This is a genomic window from Clostridium sp. YIM B02551 (assembly GCF_022324735.1).
Classification (GTDB): domain Bacteria; phylum Bacillota; class Clostridia; order Clostridiales; family Clostridiaceae; genus Clostridium_T; species Clostridium_T paridis.
Window position 1 is genome coordinate 43,958 of the sequence record NZ_JAKGTF010000015.1, and the last position, 18,236, is coordinate 62,193.

15 protein-coding genes and 1 other annotated feature are annotated in these 18,236 nt (G+C 30.2%); of the genes, 10 read left to right on the forward strand and 5 right to left on the reverse strand.

Features of this window, described 5'->3' with window-relative positions:
* Window positions 1-56: 56 nt before the first annotated feature.
* The 9 genes from metH to L1S47_RS17110 all read left to right on the forward strand — a co-directional run bounded on the left by metH (window position 57) and on the right by L1S47_RS17110 (window position 12,735).
* Window positions 57-3,710, forward strand: a complete 3,654-nt coding sequence (gene metH / locus L1S47_RS17070) for a methionine synthase (protein ID WP_238885158.1) — start codon at window positions 57-59, stop codon at window positions 3,708-3,710.
* A gap of 36 nt (window positions 3,711-3,746) precedes the next feature.
* On the forward strand, window positions 3,747-4,703 hold the full coding sequence (locus tag L1S47_RS17075; RefSeq protein ID WP_238885160.1) for a D-2-hydroxyacid dehydrogenase: 957 nt from the start codon (window positions 3,747-3,749) through the stop codon (window positions 4,701-4,703).
* Between the two features lie 358 nt (window positions 4,704-5,061).
* Window positions 5,062-6,294: an ammonium transporter gene (locus tag L1S47_RS17080; protein WP_275297869.1), complete on the forward strand. Its 1,233-nt coding sequence runs from the start codon at window positions 5,062-5,064 to the stop codon at window positions 6,292-6,294.
* Between the two features lie 15 nt (window positions 6,295-6,309).
* Window positions 6,310-6,672, forward strand: a complete 363-nt coding sequence (locus L1S47_RS17085) for a P-II family nitrogen regulator (protein WP_202767582.1) — start codon at window positions 6,310-6,312, stop codon at window positions 6,670-6,672.
* A gap of 294 nt (window positions 6,673-6,966) precedes the next feature.
* On the forward strand, window positions 6,967-7,920 hold the full coding sequence (locus L1S47_RS17090; protein WP_238885162.1) for a hypothetical protein: 954 nt from the start codon (window positions 6,967-6,969) through the stop codon (window positions 7,918-7,920).
* Between the two features lie 336 nt (window positions 7,921-8,256).
* A complete protein-coding gene (gene speD, locus L1S47_RS17095) occupies window positions 8,257-8,673 on the forward strand; it encodes an adenosylmethionine decarboxylase (protein ID WP_338031231.1) in 417 nt (138 codons plus the stop codon).
* Window positions 8,674-8,684: 11 nt separating this feature from the next.
* On the forward strand, window positions 8,685-9,530 hold the full coding sequence (gene speE / locus L1S47_RS17100; RefSeq protein ID WP_202767579.1) for a polyamine aminopropyltransferase: 846 nt from the start codon (window positions 8,685-8,687) through the stop codon (window positions 9,528-9,530).
* A gap of 107 nt (window positions 9,531-9,637) precedes the next feature.
* Window positions 9,638-9,829 (forward strand) — a binding site (T-box leader).
* A gap of 120 nt (window positions 9,830-9,949) precedes the next feature.
* A complete protein-coding gene (gene leuA, locus L1S47_RS17105) occupies window positions 9,950-11,611 on the forward strand; it encodes a 2-isopropylmalate synthase (protein ID WP_238885168.1) in 1,662 nt (553 codons plus the stop codon).
* Between the two features lie 176 nt (window positions 11,612-11,787).
* Entirely contained in the window at window positions 11,788-12,735 is a 948-nt protein-coding gene (locus L1S47_RS17110; protein WP_238885171.1) for a glycoside hydrolase family 73 protein, read from the forward strand.
* A 60-nt stretch (window positions 12,736-12,795) separates the two neighbouring features.
* Here the strand turns inward: L1S47_RS17110 and L1S47_RS17115 are convergent, their stop codons facing one another.
* The gene (locus tag L1S47_RS17115) at window positions 12,796-13,068 is read right to left on the reverse strand and encodes an acylphosphatase (RefSeq protein WP_238885174.1); all 273 of its coding nucleotides are present in this window, start codon (window positions 13,066-13,068) and stop codon (window positions 12,796-12,798) included.
* 151 nt (window positions 13,069-13,219) lie between these two features.
* Between L1S47_RS17115 and ndk the strand changes: the two genes are divergently transcribed.
* The gene (ndk, locus tag L1S47_RS17120) at window positions 13,220-13,657 is read left to right on the forward strand and encodes a nucleoside-diphosphate kinase (protein ID WP_202767575.1); all 438 of its coding nucleotides are present in this window, start codon (window positions 13,220-13,222) and stop codon (window positions 13,655-13,657) included.
* Between the two features lie 146 nt (window positions 13,658-13,803).
* Here ndk and L1S47_RS17125 read toward each other — a convergent pair whose 3' ends face one another.
* Genes L1S47_RS17125 through L1S47_RS17140 form a run of 4 tightly spaced genes read right to left on the reverse strand, consistent with a single transcriptional unit; the run spans window position 13,804 to window position 18,098 of the window.
* Window positions 13,804-15,660 (reverse strand): extracellular solute-binding protein, encoded by a 1,857-nt coding sequence (locus L1S47_RS17125; protein ID WP_238885176.1) that lies wholly within the window; start codon window positions 15,658-15,660, stop codon window positions 13,804-13,806.
* Window positions 15,657-16,493: an ABC transporter permease gene (locus tag L1S47_RS17130; protein ID WP_202767571.1), complete on the reverse strand. Its 837-nt coding sequence runs from the start codon at window positions 16,491-16,493 to the stop codon at window positions 15,657-15,659. Before L1S47_RS17130 ends, L1S47_RS17125 begins: the two co-directional genes overlap by 4 nt.
* Window positions 16,486-17,535 (reverse strand): spermidine/putrescine ABC transporter ATP-binding protein, encoded by a 1,050-nt coding sequence (potA, locus tag L1S47_RS17135; RefSeq protein ID WP_238885178.1) that lies wholly within the window; start codon window positions 17,533-17,535, stop codon window positions 16,486-16,488. Before potA ends, L1S47_RS17130 begins: the two co-directional genes overlap by 8 nt.
* Window positions 17,536-17,558: 23 nt before the next feature.
* Window positions 17,559-18,098, reverse strand: coding sequence for a helix-turn-helix domain-containing protein (locus L1S47_RS17140; RefSeq protein WP_238885180.1), 540 nt, complete (start codon window positions 18,096-18,098; stop codon window positions 17,559-17,561).
* Window positions 18,099-18,236 lie beyond the last annotated feature (138 nt).

The window sequence follows — 18,236 nt, forward strand, 5'->3', positions numbered from 1 at the left end:
TAAAAAACCCTATATCACAAATAAAGAAATATAATTTTGAAATAATGGAGGTAAGCATGAGGGGGCATTTATTTAAAAATTCAAGATTAGTTAAGGATTTAGAAGAGAGAATTTTAGTTCTTGATGGGGCAATGGGAACTAGTATTCAATCTTTCAAGCTTAATGAAGTGGATTATAGGGGAGAATTATTAAAGGATTTTCCAAAAGAGCAAAAGGGAAATAATGATATATTATCTTTAACGAATCCAGATATAATAAAAGAAATACATAAGAGTTATTTGGAAGCTGGGGCAGACATTATAGAGACAAATACCTTTAATAGTACTATAATTTCTCAAGAAGATTATGAACTTACTCATTTAGTTTATAATATAAATCTTAATGGTGCTAAAATAGCGCGTGAGGTTGCAGACTTATATACTACAAAAGATAAATATAGATATGTTGCTGGTTCTGTAGGACCTACAAATAAGACATTATCAATGTCTCCAGAAGTAGAAAATCCTGCTTATAGAAGCGTTACTTTTACACAAGTTAAGGAATCCTATAAAGAACAAATTAAAGGACTTGTAGATGGAGGAGTGGATTTACTATTAATTGAAACTATATTTGATTCATTAAACGCTAGAGCCGCAATTATTGCTGCTGAAGAAGTCTTTCAGGAAAGGAATAAAGCTCTTCCAATTATGATATCAGGCACGATTAATGACAAAGGTGGAAGAATACTTTCAGGACAGACTTTAGAAGCCTTTTGTGCATCTATGAATAGTGAGTATGTTATTTCTATTGGGTTAAACTGCTCCTTTGGGGCTAAAGAGTTAGTTCCATTTGTAAAAGAGTTAGCTAAAAGCCAAGGGTTATTTATATCAGTTTATCCTAATGCAGGATTGCCAAATGTATTAGGAGAATATGACGAGACTCCTGAGGTTACAGCTGAAAATCTCAAAGAATTATTAGAAGATAATTGTTTAAATATAGTTGGTGGATGCTGTGGTACTACGCCTGAGCATATTAAAGCAATTAGTGAACTAGTAAGTAAATATAGAGCAAGAAAGATTCCAGAAATAAAAATTTATAGTAAATATGCAGGGTTAGAATTACTAGAAGCTAGAGAAGAAAATAATTTCATAAATATTGGTGAGAGACTAAATGTAGCTGGATCAGCTAAATTTGCAAGACTTATTAGAGAAAAGCAATATGAAGAAGCATTAGTAATTGCTAGAGATCAGGTAGAAAATGGAGCACAAGTTTTAGATATAAATTTTGATGATGGCCTTTTAGAAGCAAAGGAAGAAATGGAGAATTTCCTTAAACTTTTAGCATCTGAACCAGAAATAGCAAGCAAACCAATTATGATTGATTCATCAAGATGGGAAGTTATTTTAGCTGGGTTAGAATCTATAGGAGGTAAACCTATAGTAAATTCTATTTCTTTAAAAGAGGGAGAAGAGGAGTTTTTAAAGAAAGCAAAAATAATTAAATCTTTTGGTGCTGCGGTTGTAGTAATGGCATTTGATGAAAATGGGCAAGCAGATAGCTTTGAAAAAAAGAAAACTATTTGTAAAAGAGCTTATGATTTATTAACAGAAAAGATTAAATTTCCACCTGAAGATATAATATTTGATCCTAACATTCTTGCAATAGCAACTGGAATGGAAGAGCACAATGGATATGCAGTTGATTTTATAAAGGCTACTAAATGGATAAAAGAAAATCTTCCATATGCAAAAGTATCAGGAGGAGTATCAAACTTAAGCTTTTCATTTAGAGGAAATAATGCAATAAGAGAGGCTATGCATTCTGTTTTCTTATACCATGCTATTAAGAATGGGATGGATATGGGGATAGTAAATCCTGGAATGATTAAAATATATGATGATATTCCTAAAGATTTATTAGAACTTGTAGAAAATGTTGTGTTAAATAAAAAGCCAGAAGCAAGTGAAGAACTTTTAGAGGCAGCAGAAAGATTTAAAGGTGAAGGAGTAGCTAGTGATACAAAGGTTGAACTATGGAGAAATGAATCTTTAGAAAAGAGATTAAGTAATTCTATAGTTAAAGGAATTGGAGACTATTTAATTTTTGATTTAGAAGAAGCAAGAGAAGCTAAATATAAGGCCTTAAGTATAATCGAGGGACCATTAATGGATGGTATGAAGATTGTAGGAGAGCTTTTTGGAGATGGGAAGATGTTTCTTCCTCAGGTGGTAAAGTCAGCTAGAGTTATGAAAAAAGCTGTGGAAATATTACTACCATTTATTAAAGAAGAAAATTCAAAGTCAGGAGCTAAAGCAGGTAAAGTTCTACTTGCTACTGTAAAAGGTGATGTACATGATATAGGTAAAAATATCGTAGGAGTAGTTTTAGCTTGCAACAATTTTGAAGTTATTGACTTGGGAGTAATGGTGAGTTGTGAAGAAATATTAAGAAGGGCTAAGGAAGAGGAAGTAGATGTTATAGGCTTAAGCGGTCTTATTACTCCATCACTAGATGAAATGGCTCATGTTGCATCAGAATTAGAAAGACAAAATTTTGATATACCATTAATAATCGGAGGAGCTACTACATCAAAAACTCATACAGCTCTAAAGATAGAACCAAATTATTCAAAAGGTGTTATTTACGGTGGAGATGCGTCTAAAACAGTTGAGATATTAAAAGAACTTATTAAAGATAAAGAAGGATATATAAATAAAATTAAAGAAGAATATCAGGAAGTAAGAAATAACTATAATAATATTAAAATCAATAATGTTTCTATAGAAGAAGCAAGACAAAAATCATTAAAGCTTGAATGGAGAAAAGAGGATATAGCTGTTCCAAAGGTTATAGGCAAGCAAGAGATAGTCTATAGTATTAAGGAATTAAGAAGATATATTGATTGGACTTTTTTCTTTATTGCTTGGGAAATGAAAAAAACTTATCCAGAAATATTAGAGGATGAGAAATATGGTGAAGAGGCCAAGAAGTTATTAGAAGATGCTAATTCAATGTTAGATATTCTTGAGAAAAATGGAAGAATAGTTCCTAAGGGAGTGTATGGAATATTCCCATGTAATTCAGAAGGTGATGAAGTTACTTTGTATGATGAAAATAATAAAGAAATAGAAAAGTTTTATTTTCTACGTCAACAAAGGCAAAGTAATAAAGGTAAATATTTAAGTTTAGCAGACTTTATTGCACCAAAAACCTCAAATATAAAAGATTATATAGGTGCATTTATAGTGACTGCAGGGGACAGCATGTATGAGTACGAAAAGGAACTTAAAGATTCAGGAGATGACTATGGTGCTATTATGCTGAAACTCTTATGTGATAGATTAGCTGAAGCTTCTGCAGAAAAACTACACGAGGATATTAGAAAGAAATTTTGGGCTTACGATGAAAATGAAGATTTAAGCATGAAAGAAATATTCCAAAGTAAATATAGAGGAATTAGGCCTGCTTTTGGATATCCTTCACTTAAGGATCAAAAAGAAATAGAAAAAGTATTTAAACTTTTAGATGGAACAGAAAAAATTAAAGTTACGCTAACAGAACATTACATGATGAATCCAGTTTCATCAGTATGTGGTTTGTATTTTGCTTCAAAAAGTTCAAGGTATTTTGATTTAACAAAATTATCTATGGATCAGATTGAAGATTATAGCCGTAGAAAAGGAGAAGACTTACAAACCATTTTTAAAAGACTTAAAGGTTATGTGCTATAATAATAGTTAGTAATGTTTTTGATATAGGAGGCACATATGAAAAGTATAGTAATTTTAGATGGTAGAACAATGGGAAAAGTAAATTTTGAGCTTTTAAAAGAATTTGGAGATGTAAAGTATTATGATATTACTCCAAGTGAATTAGTAGCTGAAAGAGTTAAAGATGCAAATGTAATATTAACTAATAAGGTTGTATTAAATGAAAGTAATTTATCAGGAAATACAAAATTAGAACTTATTTGTGAAATGGCAACAGGGTATAACAATATCGATGTAGAGTATGCAAGAAAGAGAAATATAGCTGTTACAAACGTGGCAGGATATTCTACAAATACTGTAGCGCAACATACCTTTGCTACATTACTTCATATTTACGATGAAATTGCATATTATGATAACTACGTTAAAAGTGGAGAATATTCAAAAAGCCCTATATTCACTAATTTAGATAAAGAATATAATGATATATCAGGGAAGACTTGGGGAATAGTAGGATTAGGAGCAATAGGAAGAAAAGTTGCACAAATAGCAGAAGCATTTGGTGCAAATGTTCAATATTACTCTACATCTGGTCAAAATAATAACGCTGATTATAAAAGAGTAGAGTTAGATGAACTATTAGGAACTTCTGATATTTTATCAATTCATTCACCTCTAAATGATAAAACTCAGGGATTAATGAATTATGATAATATTTCTAAAATGAAAAAAAATGCTGTACTTATTAATATGGGAAGAGGACCTATAGTTGTAGATGAGGACTTAGCAAGGGCTTTAGACGAGGATTTAATAAAGGCAGCAGCTCTAGATGTGTTTAAGGTAGAACCAATTAATGAGGATAATCCATTACTTAAAATAAAAAATAAACAAAAGCTAGTAGTTACTCCTCATATAGCTTGGGCGAGTTTAGAGGCTAGAGAAAGATTGTTTAGGGATTTATTAAATAACATTAAGGCGTTTTATGCTGGAGAGAAGAAAAACAGAATAGTATAGAAACTTTATGTTAAAGCTACACTAAAATAGATTTATTTTAGTGTAGCTTTTAAATTTGCTCAAATGAGTAAATGTTTACAAGGATAGTTTGCTTAAAATTTTAAAATTTAGTCTTTTATGTACAAGTTGAAATATATTTTTTAAGGCTTTGTTGTTAGCTATAAACAAAAAAAGATAAAAAAAGATTGAGTTAATTGTATATCATCAAAATAAGAAAATGATATTAAAACCCTAAAAATAATGAAAATATATCAACTAAACAATGATTTAATTGACAGATGCTCAATCAAATAGTAAAATTTTAGACATAGTAATAATACAAAATTATTTCGGAATTTATTTAAGGGGAGGTTTTATTATGAACGCAATTAACAGTGCAGATACGGTGTTTGTTTTTATTTCTACAGTATTAGTATTAGTAATGACACCAGCTTTAGCATTATTTTATGGGGGTATGGTTAGACGAAAGAATGTATTAAGTACAACCTTACACAGTTATGGTGCGATAGCAATTATTTCCATCCAATGGATACTTATAGGATATACATTAGCCTTTGGATCAGATATTAATGGAATATTAGGTGGATTTAATTTCTTAGGATTAAACGGGGTTGGATTTGAACCAAATGCTGATTATGCAGGTACAATTCCTCATCAAGCATTTATGATGTTTCAAATGATGTTTGCAGTTATAACACCAGCATTAATTTCAGGTGCAATTGCTGAAAGAATGAAAACAATGGCATTTATGTTATTCATGTTGCTATGGGCAACCTTTGTATATGATCCTCTAGCTCACTGGGTATGGGGTGTTGGCGGTTGGATTAGAAATCTAGGTGCATTAGACTTTGCTGGTGGGGACGTAGTTCATATAAGTTCAGGAGTCTCAGGTTTAGTTGCAGCATTGGTTTTAGGACAAAGAAAAAAGAAGGAAACTGTTACACCTCATAACCTTACAATTACAGTTTTAGGAGCAGGATTACTATTATTCGGATGGTATGGATTTAATGCGGGTAGTGCGCTTTCGGTAAGCGATGTAGCATTTAATGCATTTATTACAACAAATACAGCAGCAGCAGCTTCAGCAATTGCATGGAGTATTGGTGAATATATACACAGAGGAAAAATAACTGCACTTGGAGCAGCAAGTGGACTTGTAGCTGGATTAGTTGCAATTACACCTGGAGCAGGTTTTGTAAGTCCAATGTCTTCCATTGCAATTGGTGCAATAGGTGGATTCATATGCTTCTTTGCAGTAACAATATTAAAATCAAAGTTAAACTATGATGATGCTTTAGATGCTTTTGGATGCCATGGTATAGGAGGTATCTGGGGAGGTATAGCAACTGGTATATTTGCATCAAAAAGTATAAATTCAGCTGGTGCAGATGGATTGATTTATGGTAATATACATTTATTAGGGGCTCAATTAATTGCTATTGTCGCAACTATAGCATTTGCAGCAGTAATGACATTTATAATCTTAAAAGTTATTGATAAGACTATTGGATTAAGAGTTTCTAGTGAAGACGAACAAGCTGGAGTTGACGTTTCGAATCATGGAGAGGAAGCTTACGGCGGACTAAGCTAATAAGGGGGTATTATTATGAGCCAAAAATTATCAAAAATTGATATTATCACTTCTCAAAGTAAATTTGATGATCTTAAGGATGCATTAAATGAAATTGGGATAACAGGTATGACCGTATCAAACGTGTTAGGTTGTGGAACACAAAAGGGGCACAAAGAATTTTATAGAGGAACTACTGTAGATATAAACCTATTGCCTAAAGTGAAAGTTGAGATTGTTGTATGTGATGTTCCAGTTGAGGAAGTAGTAAAGACAGCAAAAAAAGTGCTTCATACTGGAAAAATAGGTGATGGAAAGATATTTGTATATAATGTTGAGAATGTTGTTAGAATAAGTACTGGAGAAGAAGGTAGAGACGCTCTTCAATACAAAGAATAATTTATAAATTTAAAGCTAGAAGTGTAAGTATAACGCTTATACCTCTAGCTTTTTCTTTTTTGCAAATTATTGGTATAATAGAAATAAGCTTACGTAAACTCGATTTATGACCGTTGGTTCTTGGAATGTTCAACCAAGAACCAACAGAATAAATCGCTAGTTGAAGTTGCTTATTTCGAAATAAGCTTACGCAACATCAATTTATGCTTGTTAATTTTGGAAAGTTCAGCAAAGAAGTGGCTAGAATAAATTCATATAAATAGAGAGCATTATTAAAAGAAAGGTGGTGAGATAATGTCAAGAGGGAAGTTTCAACTTCTAATAAATGAGGGTAATAGATTAAAAAATGAGGAAAAATATAAAGATGCCTTTGAAATGTTTATGAAAGCTTTAGATGAAATTGAAGAGAATGATGAAGAACTTCTATGTTATTTTTCGATGATTGACTGTGCAATTAATTTAGAAGAATTGGACACAGCAAAAGAATTTTGTTATAGGTCATTATCTAAATATGGGGAAAAAGAGGATTTTTACTTGAACCTAGCTTATATAGCTGAGATGGAAAGGGAATTTCTTGATTCATTTATTTTTTTGAACAAGTCTTATAATATTTCTAAAAGAGAACATTATAAGGAAGGAATTAAAAACAAGGTATTTCTATGGCAAAGGGACTTATGGTTTGAGTATAAATATAATTTTGAGGTACATAATACGAATAAAGCCATTGAATGTTTAGAACAATTAATTTCTCTAATACTTTTAAGTGAAGAAGTGGAATTTACAATAAAAGAAGTTTATGAAACTTACACAGATTTATCAATTAGAGCCAAAAAGTACTGGAAAGTATATGAGCTAAAGGATAAGTTAATAAAATTAGGTGTAAATGAAGAAATAATTTTGTCATTAATAAATGATGAGAAATATTTTAGCAAAATGAAATCATATGACATTTCACGAGAATATTTTAACTTATTAATTGATTACCTTATTAAGAAAGAAAAGAAGGATTTATATTATCTAGAAAAATTAAAATTAGCAAAAGAGTTTGGCAGTCAGGAGTATTACTCCATGTTAATTAGAGACTTTATAGATAGACCTTACGAAGAAAAGTTAAGAAGTAGAAAGGATAACTATAAAAGAGAAATAGAAATATATGAAATGTCTTTAGGCTTTTTAAGTAAAAATGAACAAAATATTGTTGATGAAATTCATAAAGAAATTCAAGAAATAAGAAATACAATTATTTAATATATTCCTAATAAAAATCGAAGATAATTAAAGGAAAACATAGTAAATGGGATATAGGTTGATTTAAATTAACTTATATCCTATTTTTGGTTGAATTTCGGATTACATATATGTATTTAAAGTGTGGTATATTATTAAATGGTTAATATATATAAAACTGGTGGTTTAATATTACTAAACAAAAGTTTATAAATTTAATAAATTAAACTGAAAGTTATGTATTACTAAACTAATTGAAGATAAAATAGATAAAAATCATTAAAAATAAATAAATTACTAATAAAATTCTATGTAAATAAATTATAGGTGAATAATTTAGGAGGGATTTAAATGCATATAGAACAACTAGGAAGACATATTTTAATTGAATATTACAACTGTAATAAGGAAATATTAAAAGATCATGAAATAATTGAAAAGTACATGAAAGAAGCTGCGATTGAATCAAAGGCTACTATCGTGACAAGTTGTTTTCATAGATTTAATCCTTGGGGAGTAAGTGGAGCTGTAATTATTCAAGAATCTCATCTTACAATTCATACTTGGCCAGAATATGGCTATGCATCTGTTGATTTATATACTTGTGGAGATACTATAAATCCATGGGATGCTTTTGCATACCTTGAAAAGGTTCTAGAAGCTGAAAGAAGTGAATCAACTGAGATCGCAAGAGGAATTGTAGAAAAAATTAAAAATTATTCAAAAGTAGATGTAGAAATAACATCTCATAAGCCTTTTGAATTTATGGATTAGGAGTGAATAATATGGAATTATGGTTTACAGAAAATCAAACTGAAAATGTTAAATTTTCTATGAAGGTTAAAGGTCATGTATTTTCAGGAAAGAGTGATTTTCAAAAAATTGATATAATTGACACTTATGAGTTTGGTCGTGTCTTAGTTATAGATGGCTGGACTATGGTTACAGAAAAAGATGAGTTCATTTATCATGAAATGATTACACATGTTGCTTTAGGAGTAAATCCTAATATCAAGAGAGCATTAGTTATAGGTGGAGGAGATGGAGGTACAGTAAGAGAACTAACTGGCTTCCCTACAATTGAAGAGATTCATATGGTAGAAATTGATCCAGTAGTAGTTCAAGCTTCAAAGGATTACTTATCATATACTTCTTGTAAACTTAATGATCCAAGAGTAACTGTTTATTATGAAGATGGAATAAAATATATTAAGGATAAAGAAAACTATTATGATTTAATAATAGTAGATTCAACAGATCCTATAGGACCAGGAGAAGGTTTATTCTCTGAAGCATTTTATAATGATTGCTATAAAGCATTAACAGAAGAAGGAATAATGGTTAATCAATGTGAAAGTCCATACTATCCTAATAATGCTAGAGAAATGAAAAGAGCATATAACAAGATAGGTAAGATATTCCCTATATGCAAAGCATATCAATATAATATGCCAACCTATGCATCTGGTCATTGGTTATTTGGATTTGCTTCAAAGAAATATGATCCAATTAATGATTTTAAGGGATTTAAATTTAAAGAAAAACTTGAAAATACAAAATATTATAATGAAGAAATACATAAAGGAGCTTTTGCTTTACCTAATTACGTTTTAAAACAATTGGAAAAATAGCATTGACTTTTAGTTTGAATTAGTATAATATTTTACTAAATTAGTAAATGATATATTATTTTAAATAATAAATTGGGGTTAATTTTAAATAATATCAATCATTATTTGTAAAAGCGATGACTGAGAGTAGTAGGAGATTTAATTTTTAAGAGAGTAGTCGGTTGGTGCGAGACTATAAATGATATTTCTGAACTCGCTCAATGAGCTGTGGATTGAAATTAAGTAGATTCAACCGGTTAATAACCGTTATTATAATTAAGTTATAAGTTTGGATGGTACCGCGCCTTTGCGCTCCAATGGAGTGCAAGGGCGCTTTTTTGTTATCTAAAAATAATAAAATATATATTTAAGGCTACGAAATTTAAAATAAAATTTCCGCGCTTTTTCTAATATAAGAATAAATTAAGGGGGCTATAATTATGAAAAAAGAAGGATTCAAAAAGTACAAACAGTACAAAAACGTAGAATTAAAAGAGAGAAAGTGGCCAAGTAAGCTAATTGAAAAGGCACCTATTTGGTGTAGTGTGGATTTGAGAGATGGAAATCAAGCATTAAGAAATCCTATGAGTTTAGAAAAAAAGATAGAATTTTTCAATTTACTTGTAAAAATGGGGTACAAGGAAATTGAAGTTGGATTTCCAGCTGCATCACAAATAGAATATGATTTTACTAGATACTTAATAGAAAATAATCTTATTCCTGATGATGTAACTATTCAAATATTAACACAAGCAAGAAGAGAACTTATAGAGAAGTCTTTTGAAGCACTTAAAGGTATAAAGAAGGCAGTAGTTCATTTATATAATTCCACATCAGTAGTTCAAAGAAAAGTTGTATTTAATAAAAGCAAGAAAGAAATTATTGACCTAGCAGTTGAGGGTACAAGAATAATAAAGGAATTAGTTAGAGAATATCCTGAAACAGAGTTTATTTTAGAATACTCACCAGAAAGCTTTAGTGGAACAGAACTAGACTATGCACTAGATATATGTGAAGCTGTGGTTGATGAATGGAAGCCGACAACAGAAAATAAAATTATATTGAATTTACCAACTACAGTTGAAATGTATACACCTAATGTATATGCAGATCAAATAGAATGGTTTTCAGATAATATTAAAGATAGAGATAAGATTATTTTAAGTGCACATCCACACAATGATAGGGGGACAGCGGTTGCAACAGCAGAACTTGCAATGCTAGCAGGCATCGACCGTATTGAAGGAACTATATTTGGAAATGGAGAAAGAACGGGAAATGTTGACTTAGTTACCTTAGGACTAAATTTATATACACAAGGTATAGATCCAGAAATAGATTTTAGTAGTATAGATGAAGTTATAGGGATATATGAAGAGTGTACTGAAATGCCAGTTCCAGATAGACAACCTTATGCTGGGTCTCTTGTGTATACAGCGTATTCAGGCTCTCACCAAGATGCAATAAAGAAAGGTTTAGGCATATATAATGAAGAAGAATATTGGGAAGTGCCATACTTACCTATAGATCCTAAGGATGTTGGTAGAACCTATGAGGCAATAATTAGAATAAATGCACAATCAGGTAAGGGCGGAATTGCCTTTATAATGCAAAATTACTATGGATTTTCTATTCCTAAGTTTATGCAGAAAGATTTTAGTCTAGTGATCCAAAGTATCGCTGATGAGAGTGTAAAGGAAGTTAATTCTGAAGTCATATACGATGCATTTAAGAAATCATACCTAAATATTGACTCTCCAATAACCCTTGAAAGTATCGAAATAAATAGTAAAGAAGTAAGTAAAAAGGATATAGAAATACTAGCATCTATAAATTATAAAGGTAATCTTATGAACATTGCAGGGGTAGGTAATGGGCCTATAGATGCATTTGTAAGGGGTATGAATAATATAATTGAAGGTTTCAAGGTAAGTTCCTATAATCAACATTCTTTAGGTGATGATTCAAATGCTGAATCTGTAGCATACATTCAAATAATAGATAAAGATGGAAGAAAACATTATGGAGTAGGAACAGATAATAATATTATCTTAGCTTCAATTAAGGCTGTAGTAAGTGCAGTAAATAAATCAATAGCATAGCAAAAGGTTCTAAGTTCAAATAGTAACTTATTCATGTATGAATAAATTAAGTTTCCTATAAAAAACCTTTAAAAGATTAATTAAGAAATAATTAATAAAAACGCCAGAATTTTTCTGGCGTTTTTTATGTTCAAAATACGACTTTTTATGATATTATGTAAAGGTGAGGTGTTAAAATGAGAAAGAGAAGAATGAGATATATAGTTTTTCTTGCACTTTTAGCTGTAATAACTATAGCTTCAATTGTAGGATTAAAAAAATATAATAGATATAAGCTTGAAGAAAACAGATTGAAAAATATTGCAATTACTAAAGATGCAATGAAGTTATACATAAATGAAGCAGATTCGGTTGGAGAAAATAGAATACAGCTTAATTGGAAGGAAATTGCAGCAGTAAGTGCAATTCAAGAAAATAATTATTTTACTAGAATGGATGAAAATAAAGTTAAAGCTTTGGCTGAAAAGTTTATTGAGGAAAAGAAAGTTTCAGGAAAAACCTATTATGGTTCTAAAGGTATAGATGAAGTAATTGATGAATTACAATATACTGATAAAGAAAAGAAGAGAGTACATAACTACTACGACCAACTTGAAAATATGGGATTATATCCTGAAAATTATACAGATAAAAATCTTCAATTTATAAAAACAGTAGAACCATATGCATATCAAATATATGAAAAATACGGAATATTACCTTCTGTAGTAATAGCTCAATCTATAGCAGAGTCAGGTTGGGGAAATTATGCAGAAATTAATAATTACTTCGGAATAAAGGCAGACACAAGCTGGAAAGGTCCAAGCAAGTTGATAACAACTACCGAGTATAACGGTGAAACTATTAAAGCTAAATTTAGAGTGTACGATAGCATTGAAGCATCTTTTGAGGATTACGGAAAATTTTTAAGTAATAACGCTAGATATAAGCAAGCAGGTGTTTTTGAAGCTAAAAACTATAAAGATATGGCCAAAGCAATAGAAAAGGGTGGCTATTCGACACATGAAAACTCAAGTGGAGAAAAGATTTATGCAGATAATCTAATATCTATAATTAAAGCAAATAATCTTATGATATTAGATAACAATGCTGAAAATAAAAAGTTTAAAGAATTGAGTAATTAAAAATAATTAAGTAAAATACTAGGTTAGAGGAATGTATATGTACAAGCCTCTAACCTTTTTTTAATATGATATTCTAAAAGTTTTTTCTTTTTCTACTAGAGGAACTTCTTTCGTGGATAAATCATCTATTCTAGAAAAACCATTACCCTTCATAAGCTGAGTTTTAAAATTTTCTATTTGATTTTCATCTCCTTGAACCATGATTTCAACCATGCCATTAGATTGATTTCTAACTGTTCCAGTTACTTGAGTTTTTTTTGCAATAAGTAAAACAAAATATCTAAAACCTACCCCTTGAACCCTTCCAGAGACAATCATTAAATATCTTTTCATAGGACCCTCCTGTATAATTTGGTATTTAATAATTCTTTTTATATTATAACAAAGAAAAAAGTTTGGAACAAAATAAAAATTGTTTAAATATTTGAAATATACTGAAAATTTGTTATAATTATGATTATTAAGTTAAGGAGGGTTTATAACTATGGTGGAAAAGAGTTTAGTACTAATTAAACCAGATGCTGTAGAAAGAAATTTAATAGGAAAAATAGTTGATGCGTATGAGTCAAATGGTCTAAAAGTAATAGCAATGAGATTGTTAAAGGTTTCTGAAGGGTTAGCAGAAATACATTACAAAGAACATGAAGGAAAAGCTTTTTACAAGAGTTTAATAGAGTATATTACAAGAAGTCCATTATGTGCATTAGTTTTAGAAGGGGAAAATGCTATTAGTGAGATAAGAAGAATAAATGGGGCGACAGACCCTAAAGCAGCTGAAGCAAATACAATCAGAAGCTTATATGCAATTGATAAAACAGAGAATTCAGTTCATGCATCTGATTCAAAGGAAAGTGCTTTAAGAGAGATTAGTTTATGGTTTCCAGAAGTAATTAATAAATTAGAATTAGAACATATATCTTAAATAATTTAAAATCCCCCCAAAATATTTTATCTATTCTGGGGGGAATATATAATGCATTAAAGAATTTACATGTCACTGTTAAGCTTTTAGAAGTTTCAACTAAGAGTTGAACATGAGATGTAATATGATTTTTGCATTATATATAATTAGTTACTCTTTATTTCTAGCCATGCATCATCATAGAGTTTTAAGCTGTCTCCTAAGTCTACAAATACTTCACATTTATCTAGTAATTCATCTGAAGGATATGATGCAGGATTATTTTGAGTATCTTCATCCAGAAGCTTAAAGGCTTCTTTATTTGGAGTAGAGTATCCGATATATTCTACATTTTGTTTTGCATTTTGAGGATCGCATAAGAAGTTTATAAATGCTTCTGCTTCCTCCTTATGAGGAGAATCCTTAGGAATTACTAAGGTATCAAACCATTTATTACTACCTTCATTAGGAACTACATATTCTAAGTCAGGGTTTTGCTCCATCATATATACAGCATCTCCTGACCATACTGTAGCAAGGGCAGCTTCTCCACCTATCATTCTATCTTTAACTTCATCAACTACATAGGCTTTAACAAGAGGTTTTTGTTTTATTAACTCTTCTTTTGCTTCATTTATTTCCTTTGGATCTGTTGTATTTATTGAGTATCCAAGCCTTTTTAATGAAATTGCCATAGTATCTCTTATGGAATCAAACATCATTATTTGTTTTGAGTATTTAGGATTCCAAAGTATGTTCCATGAATCAACTGGATCGGTAACCATGGTCTTATTATAAATTATACCAACTGTTCCCCACATATAAGGGACAGAGTATTCATTTTTAGGATCATAGGATAGGTTTTTAAACTTATCATCAATGTATTTATAGTTCGGAATATTATTAAAATCTAATTTTTCAACCATATCTTCTTTTATCATTTTTTGAAGCATATAGTCTGAGGGAACTACAATATCATAGCTGGAATTTCCACCTTTTAATTTTTGATACATAATTTCATTAGTATCATATTCTTCGTAGTTAACCTTAATTCCAGTTTCATCTTGGAACTTTGTTATAAGCTCTTTATCAATGTAGTCACCAACATTAAATACATTTAGAACTTTTCTATCAGATTTCTTCTTGCCATATATAGCAAATGAAGTAACTAAAACTATTATAACCAAAGCAAACGCCATAGCTCTATTTCCATTCTTGTTACTGCTTGGCTTATTTTTCTTAATAGGCTCCTTTGATAAATCTTTTTTGTTTACTAAGATTAATAATGTAAGCACTGTAATGAACATTAATGTTGAAAGAGCATTAATTTCAGGCTTTATACCACGCCTAGCCATTGAAAATATTTCTATTGATAGGTTAGATACGCCTGAACCTGTAGTAAAGAACGAAATTACAAAATCATCTATAGACATAGTAAAGGCCATAATGAAGCCGGAAATAATTCCAGGGGTAATTTGAGGAATTATTATTTTTCTCATAGCATAGCTTGGGGTTGCCCCTAGATCTAATGCAGCCTCTGTTATATTGCTTGGCATCTGTTTAAGCTTTGGTAGAACAGATAAGATAACATATGGAATATTAAATGTTATATGAGCTAACATTAGTGTCTTAAAGCCAAAGGTTAGGTGCAAAAATACAAATAAACTCATAAGTGCTATTCCAGTAACGATATCTGGATTTAAAACAGGTAAATAGTTAATATTTAGAATTAACTTTTTTGTTTTACCTCTCATATTATAAATACCTATAGCAGCTATAGTTCCCACTATAGTTGAAATAATTGAGGAGGATAAGGCTACTAATAAAGTGTTATAAAGTGCTTTAAGTATTTTATCATTATCAAGTAATGCTTGATACCACTTTAAAGTAAATCCTTCCCAAGACGCCATTGATTTTGAGCTATTAAAAGAAAAAACTATTAAAGCAAGTATTGGTGCATATAAAAATAAATATATTAAGAACATATACACCTTAGCGCTTATCTTTTCTAAGGTTTTCATCATAGTAATGCACCACCTTCTTTGTCAGATTCCCCTTCATATCTAGACAATAATGCCATTGAAATTAATATTATTATCATCATAAATATTGAAATAGCTGAACCAAAATTCCAGTCACCTATATTGGTAAATTGTTGTTCAATTAAGTTACCAACAAGCATATATTGTCCACCACCTAATAGGCTGGAAATTATAAAAGTGGATACTGCAGGCATAAATACCATAGTAATACCAGACATAACACCAGGTATTGATAGTGGGAAAATTACTCTTTTAAATAATATACGTCTATCAGCACCTAGGTCTTGCGCTGCACTAATTAAGTCGCTATCTATTTTGATTAATACAGTATATATTGGTATAACCATAAAAGGAAGAAAGTTATAAATCATTCCTAATATAACTGTCCCATCATTATATAGTAAATTTAATGGGCCTATACCTATATAACCTAGAAGCGTATTTATAATTCCATTTTTGCCTAGTATAGCAAGCCATGAATAAGTTCTAAGTAAAAAATTCATCCACATTGGCAATATAAATAACATAATTAATACATTTCTTTTACCTACGTTCATCTTTGAAATCATATATGCAATAGGGTAGCCCATAACTAGACACGCTACTGTAGAAATAACTGCAAGCAATAAACTTCTTCCGAAAACTTTAAGGTATTGTGGAGATATAAGTTTTTGGTAGTTTTCTAAGCTAAAAACATATTGAGAATCAATTTTTTTAGTGAAGCTGAAAAATAAAACTATAATCAGTGGAACTACTATGAAAAGCAAGCTCCATAATAAATAAGGATAGGCAGCAAGGCCCCTTTTCTTATTCATTTTCAGAAACCTTTCTCATAATGTGAATATCTTCAGGGTATATATCCATTCCTATGATATCTCCAGGTTTTGCATTTTGTGTGTTGTGAATAATCCAGCTTCTATCATCTTCTATGACTTCAATTTCATAGTGAACACCTTTAAATATTACAGAATTAACCGTGCCTTTAAGCATGCCTTTTTCACTATCAGTTATTTTAATATCTTCAGGTCTAATAACAACTTGAACTTCTTCATTTTTTTCGAACCCTTTATCAACACATTTAAAATCTTTATTACAGAAATTCACTTTATAATCTTCAAGCATTACTCCATCTATTATGTTACTTTCACCAATAAATCTAGCAACAAAAGCATTTGCCGGCTCATTATAAATATCTTCTGGTGTGCCCATCTGTTGAATTATACCTTTATTCATTACAATAATTTTATCAGACATAGTTAGGGCTTCTTCTTGATCATGAGTTACAAAAACAAATGTTATCCCCAATTTCTTTTGAATCTTTTTTAATTCTAATTGCATTTCCTTTCTTAACTTTAAGTCTAATGCACCAAGAGGCTCGTCCAAAAGTAGAACCTTAGGCTCATTGACTAATGCACGTGCAATAGCTATTCTTTGCTGTTGTCCTCCAGAGAGGGACTCAATGCTACGTTCTTCAAAGTTTTCTAAAGAAACTAATTTAAGTATTTCTTTAACCTTTGAGTCAATCTCATCTTTAGGTAACTTCTTTATTTTTAATCCAAAAGCTATGTTCTCATATACGTTCATATGAGGGAATAGAGCATATTTTTGAAAAACTGTATTTAGGGGTCTTTTATATGGAGGGATATCATTGATATTGCTTCCCTCAAAAATAACTTCCCCTGAATCTGGATTTTCAAAACCACCTAAAATCTTCAACGTAGTAGTTTTTCCACAACCACTTGGACCTAAAAGTGTTATAAATTCATTTCTTTTAATATTCATGCTAATGTTGTTTAGTACAACGTTGTCTTCATAAGATTTAGTTAAAGTTTTAATTTCTATAATATTTTCTCCCAAAATAAAGCACCTCTTTCTGATCACTAAAATGATGGTGGAGTACTAATCCAAATTACTTTCGCAGGAGTTTTTCCTGCATTTGAAATATAATGATTTTCACGTGGTTTAAAATAGAAGCTCTCGCCTTTTTTAACTTTATATTTCTTTTCACCTATATGAAGAAATATAACACCAGATAATACATATCCAAATTCTTCACCTTCATGTGGCTCTTCTTCTGTATACCTTCCATCAGGTTCTAAATTTATCATTATTGGTTCCATTTCATTTTTTTGTGCATTAGGTACTAGCCACATTAAAGAGTATTTGAGGTCATTATTTTCAGTTTCAAACATATCATCCTTTGTAAAGGCGATTCTCTCTTGGTTATCTTCACTAAAGAATTCAGTTAAGTTTGTACCTAAGATTTCAAGAATATCCATTAAGGTTGCAATTGAAGGAGAAGTTAAGTCATTCTCTAACTGAGAAATAAAGCCTTTTGAAAGCTCGCATCTATTTGCTAATTCTTCTTGAGTAAGTTGTTTTTCTATTCTTAATCTGCGAATTTTTTCACCTATTTGCATTTGATTTTCCTCCCATATATTTTATAAATAAACAGTTAAGTTATTTCTAATAAAACATAATATACTAAACATAAAGTTTAAAAATACTAAACAACATTATATAGATTTTAATTTTAAAAATCAATAAATAATTGGAAA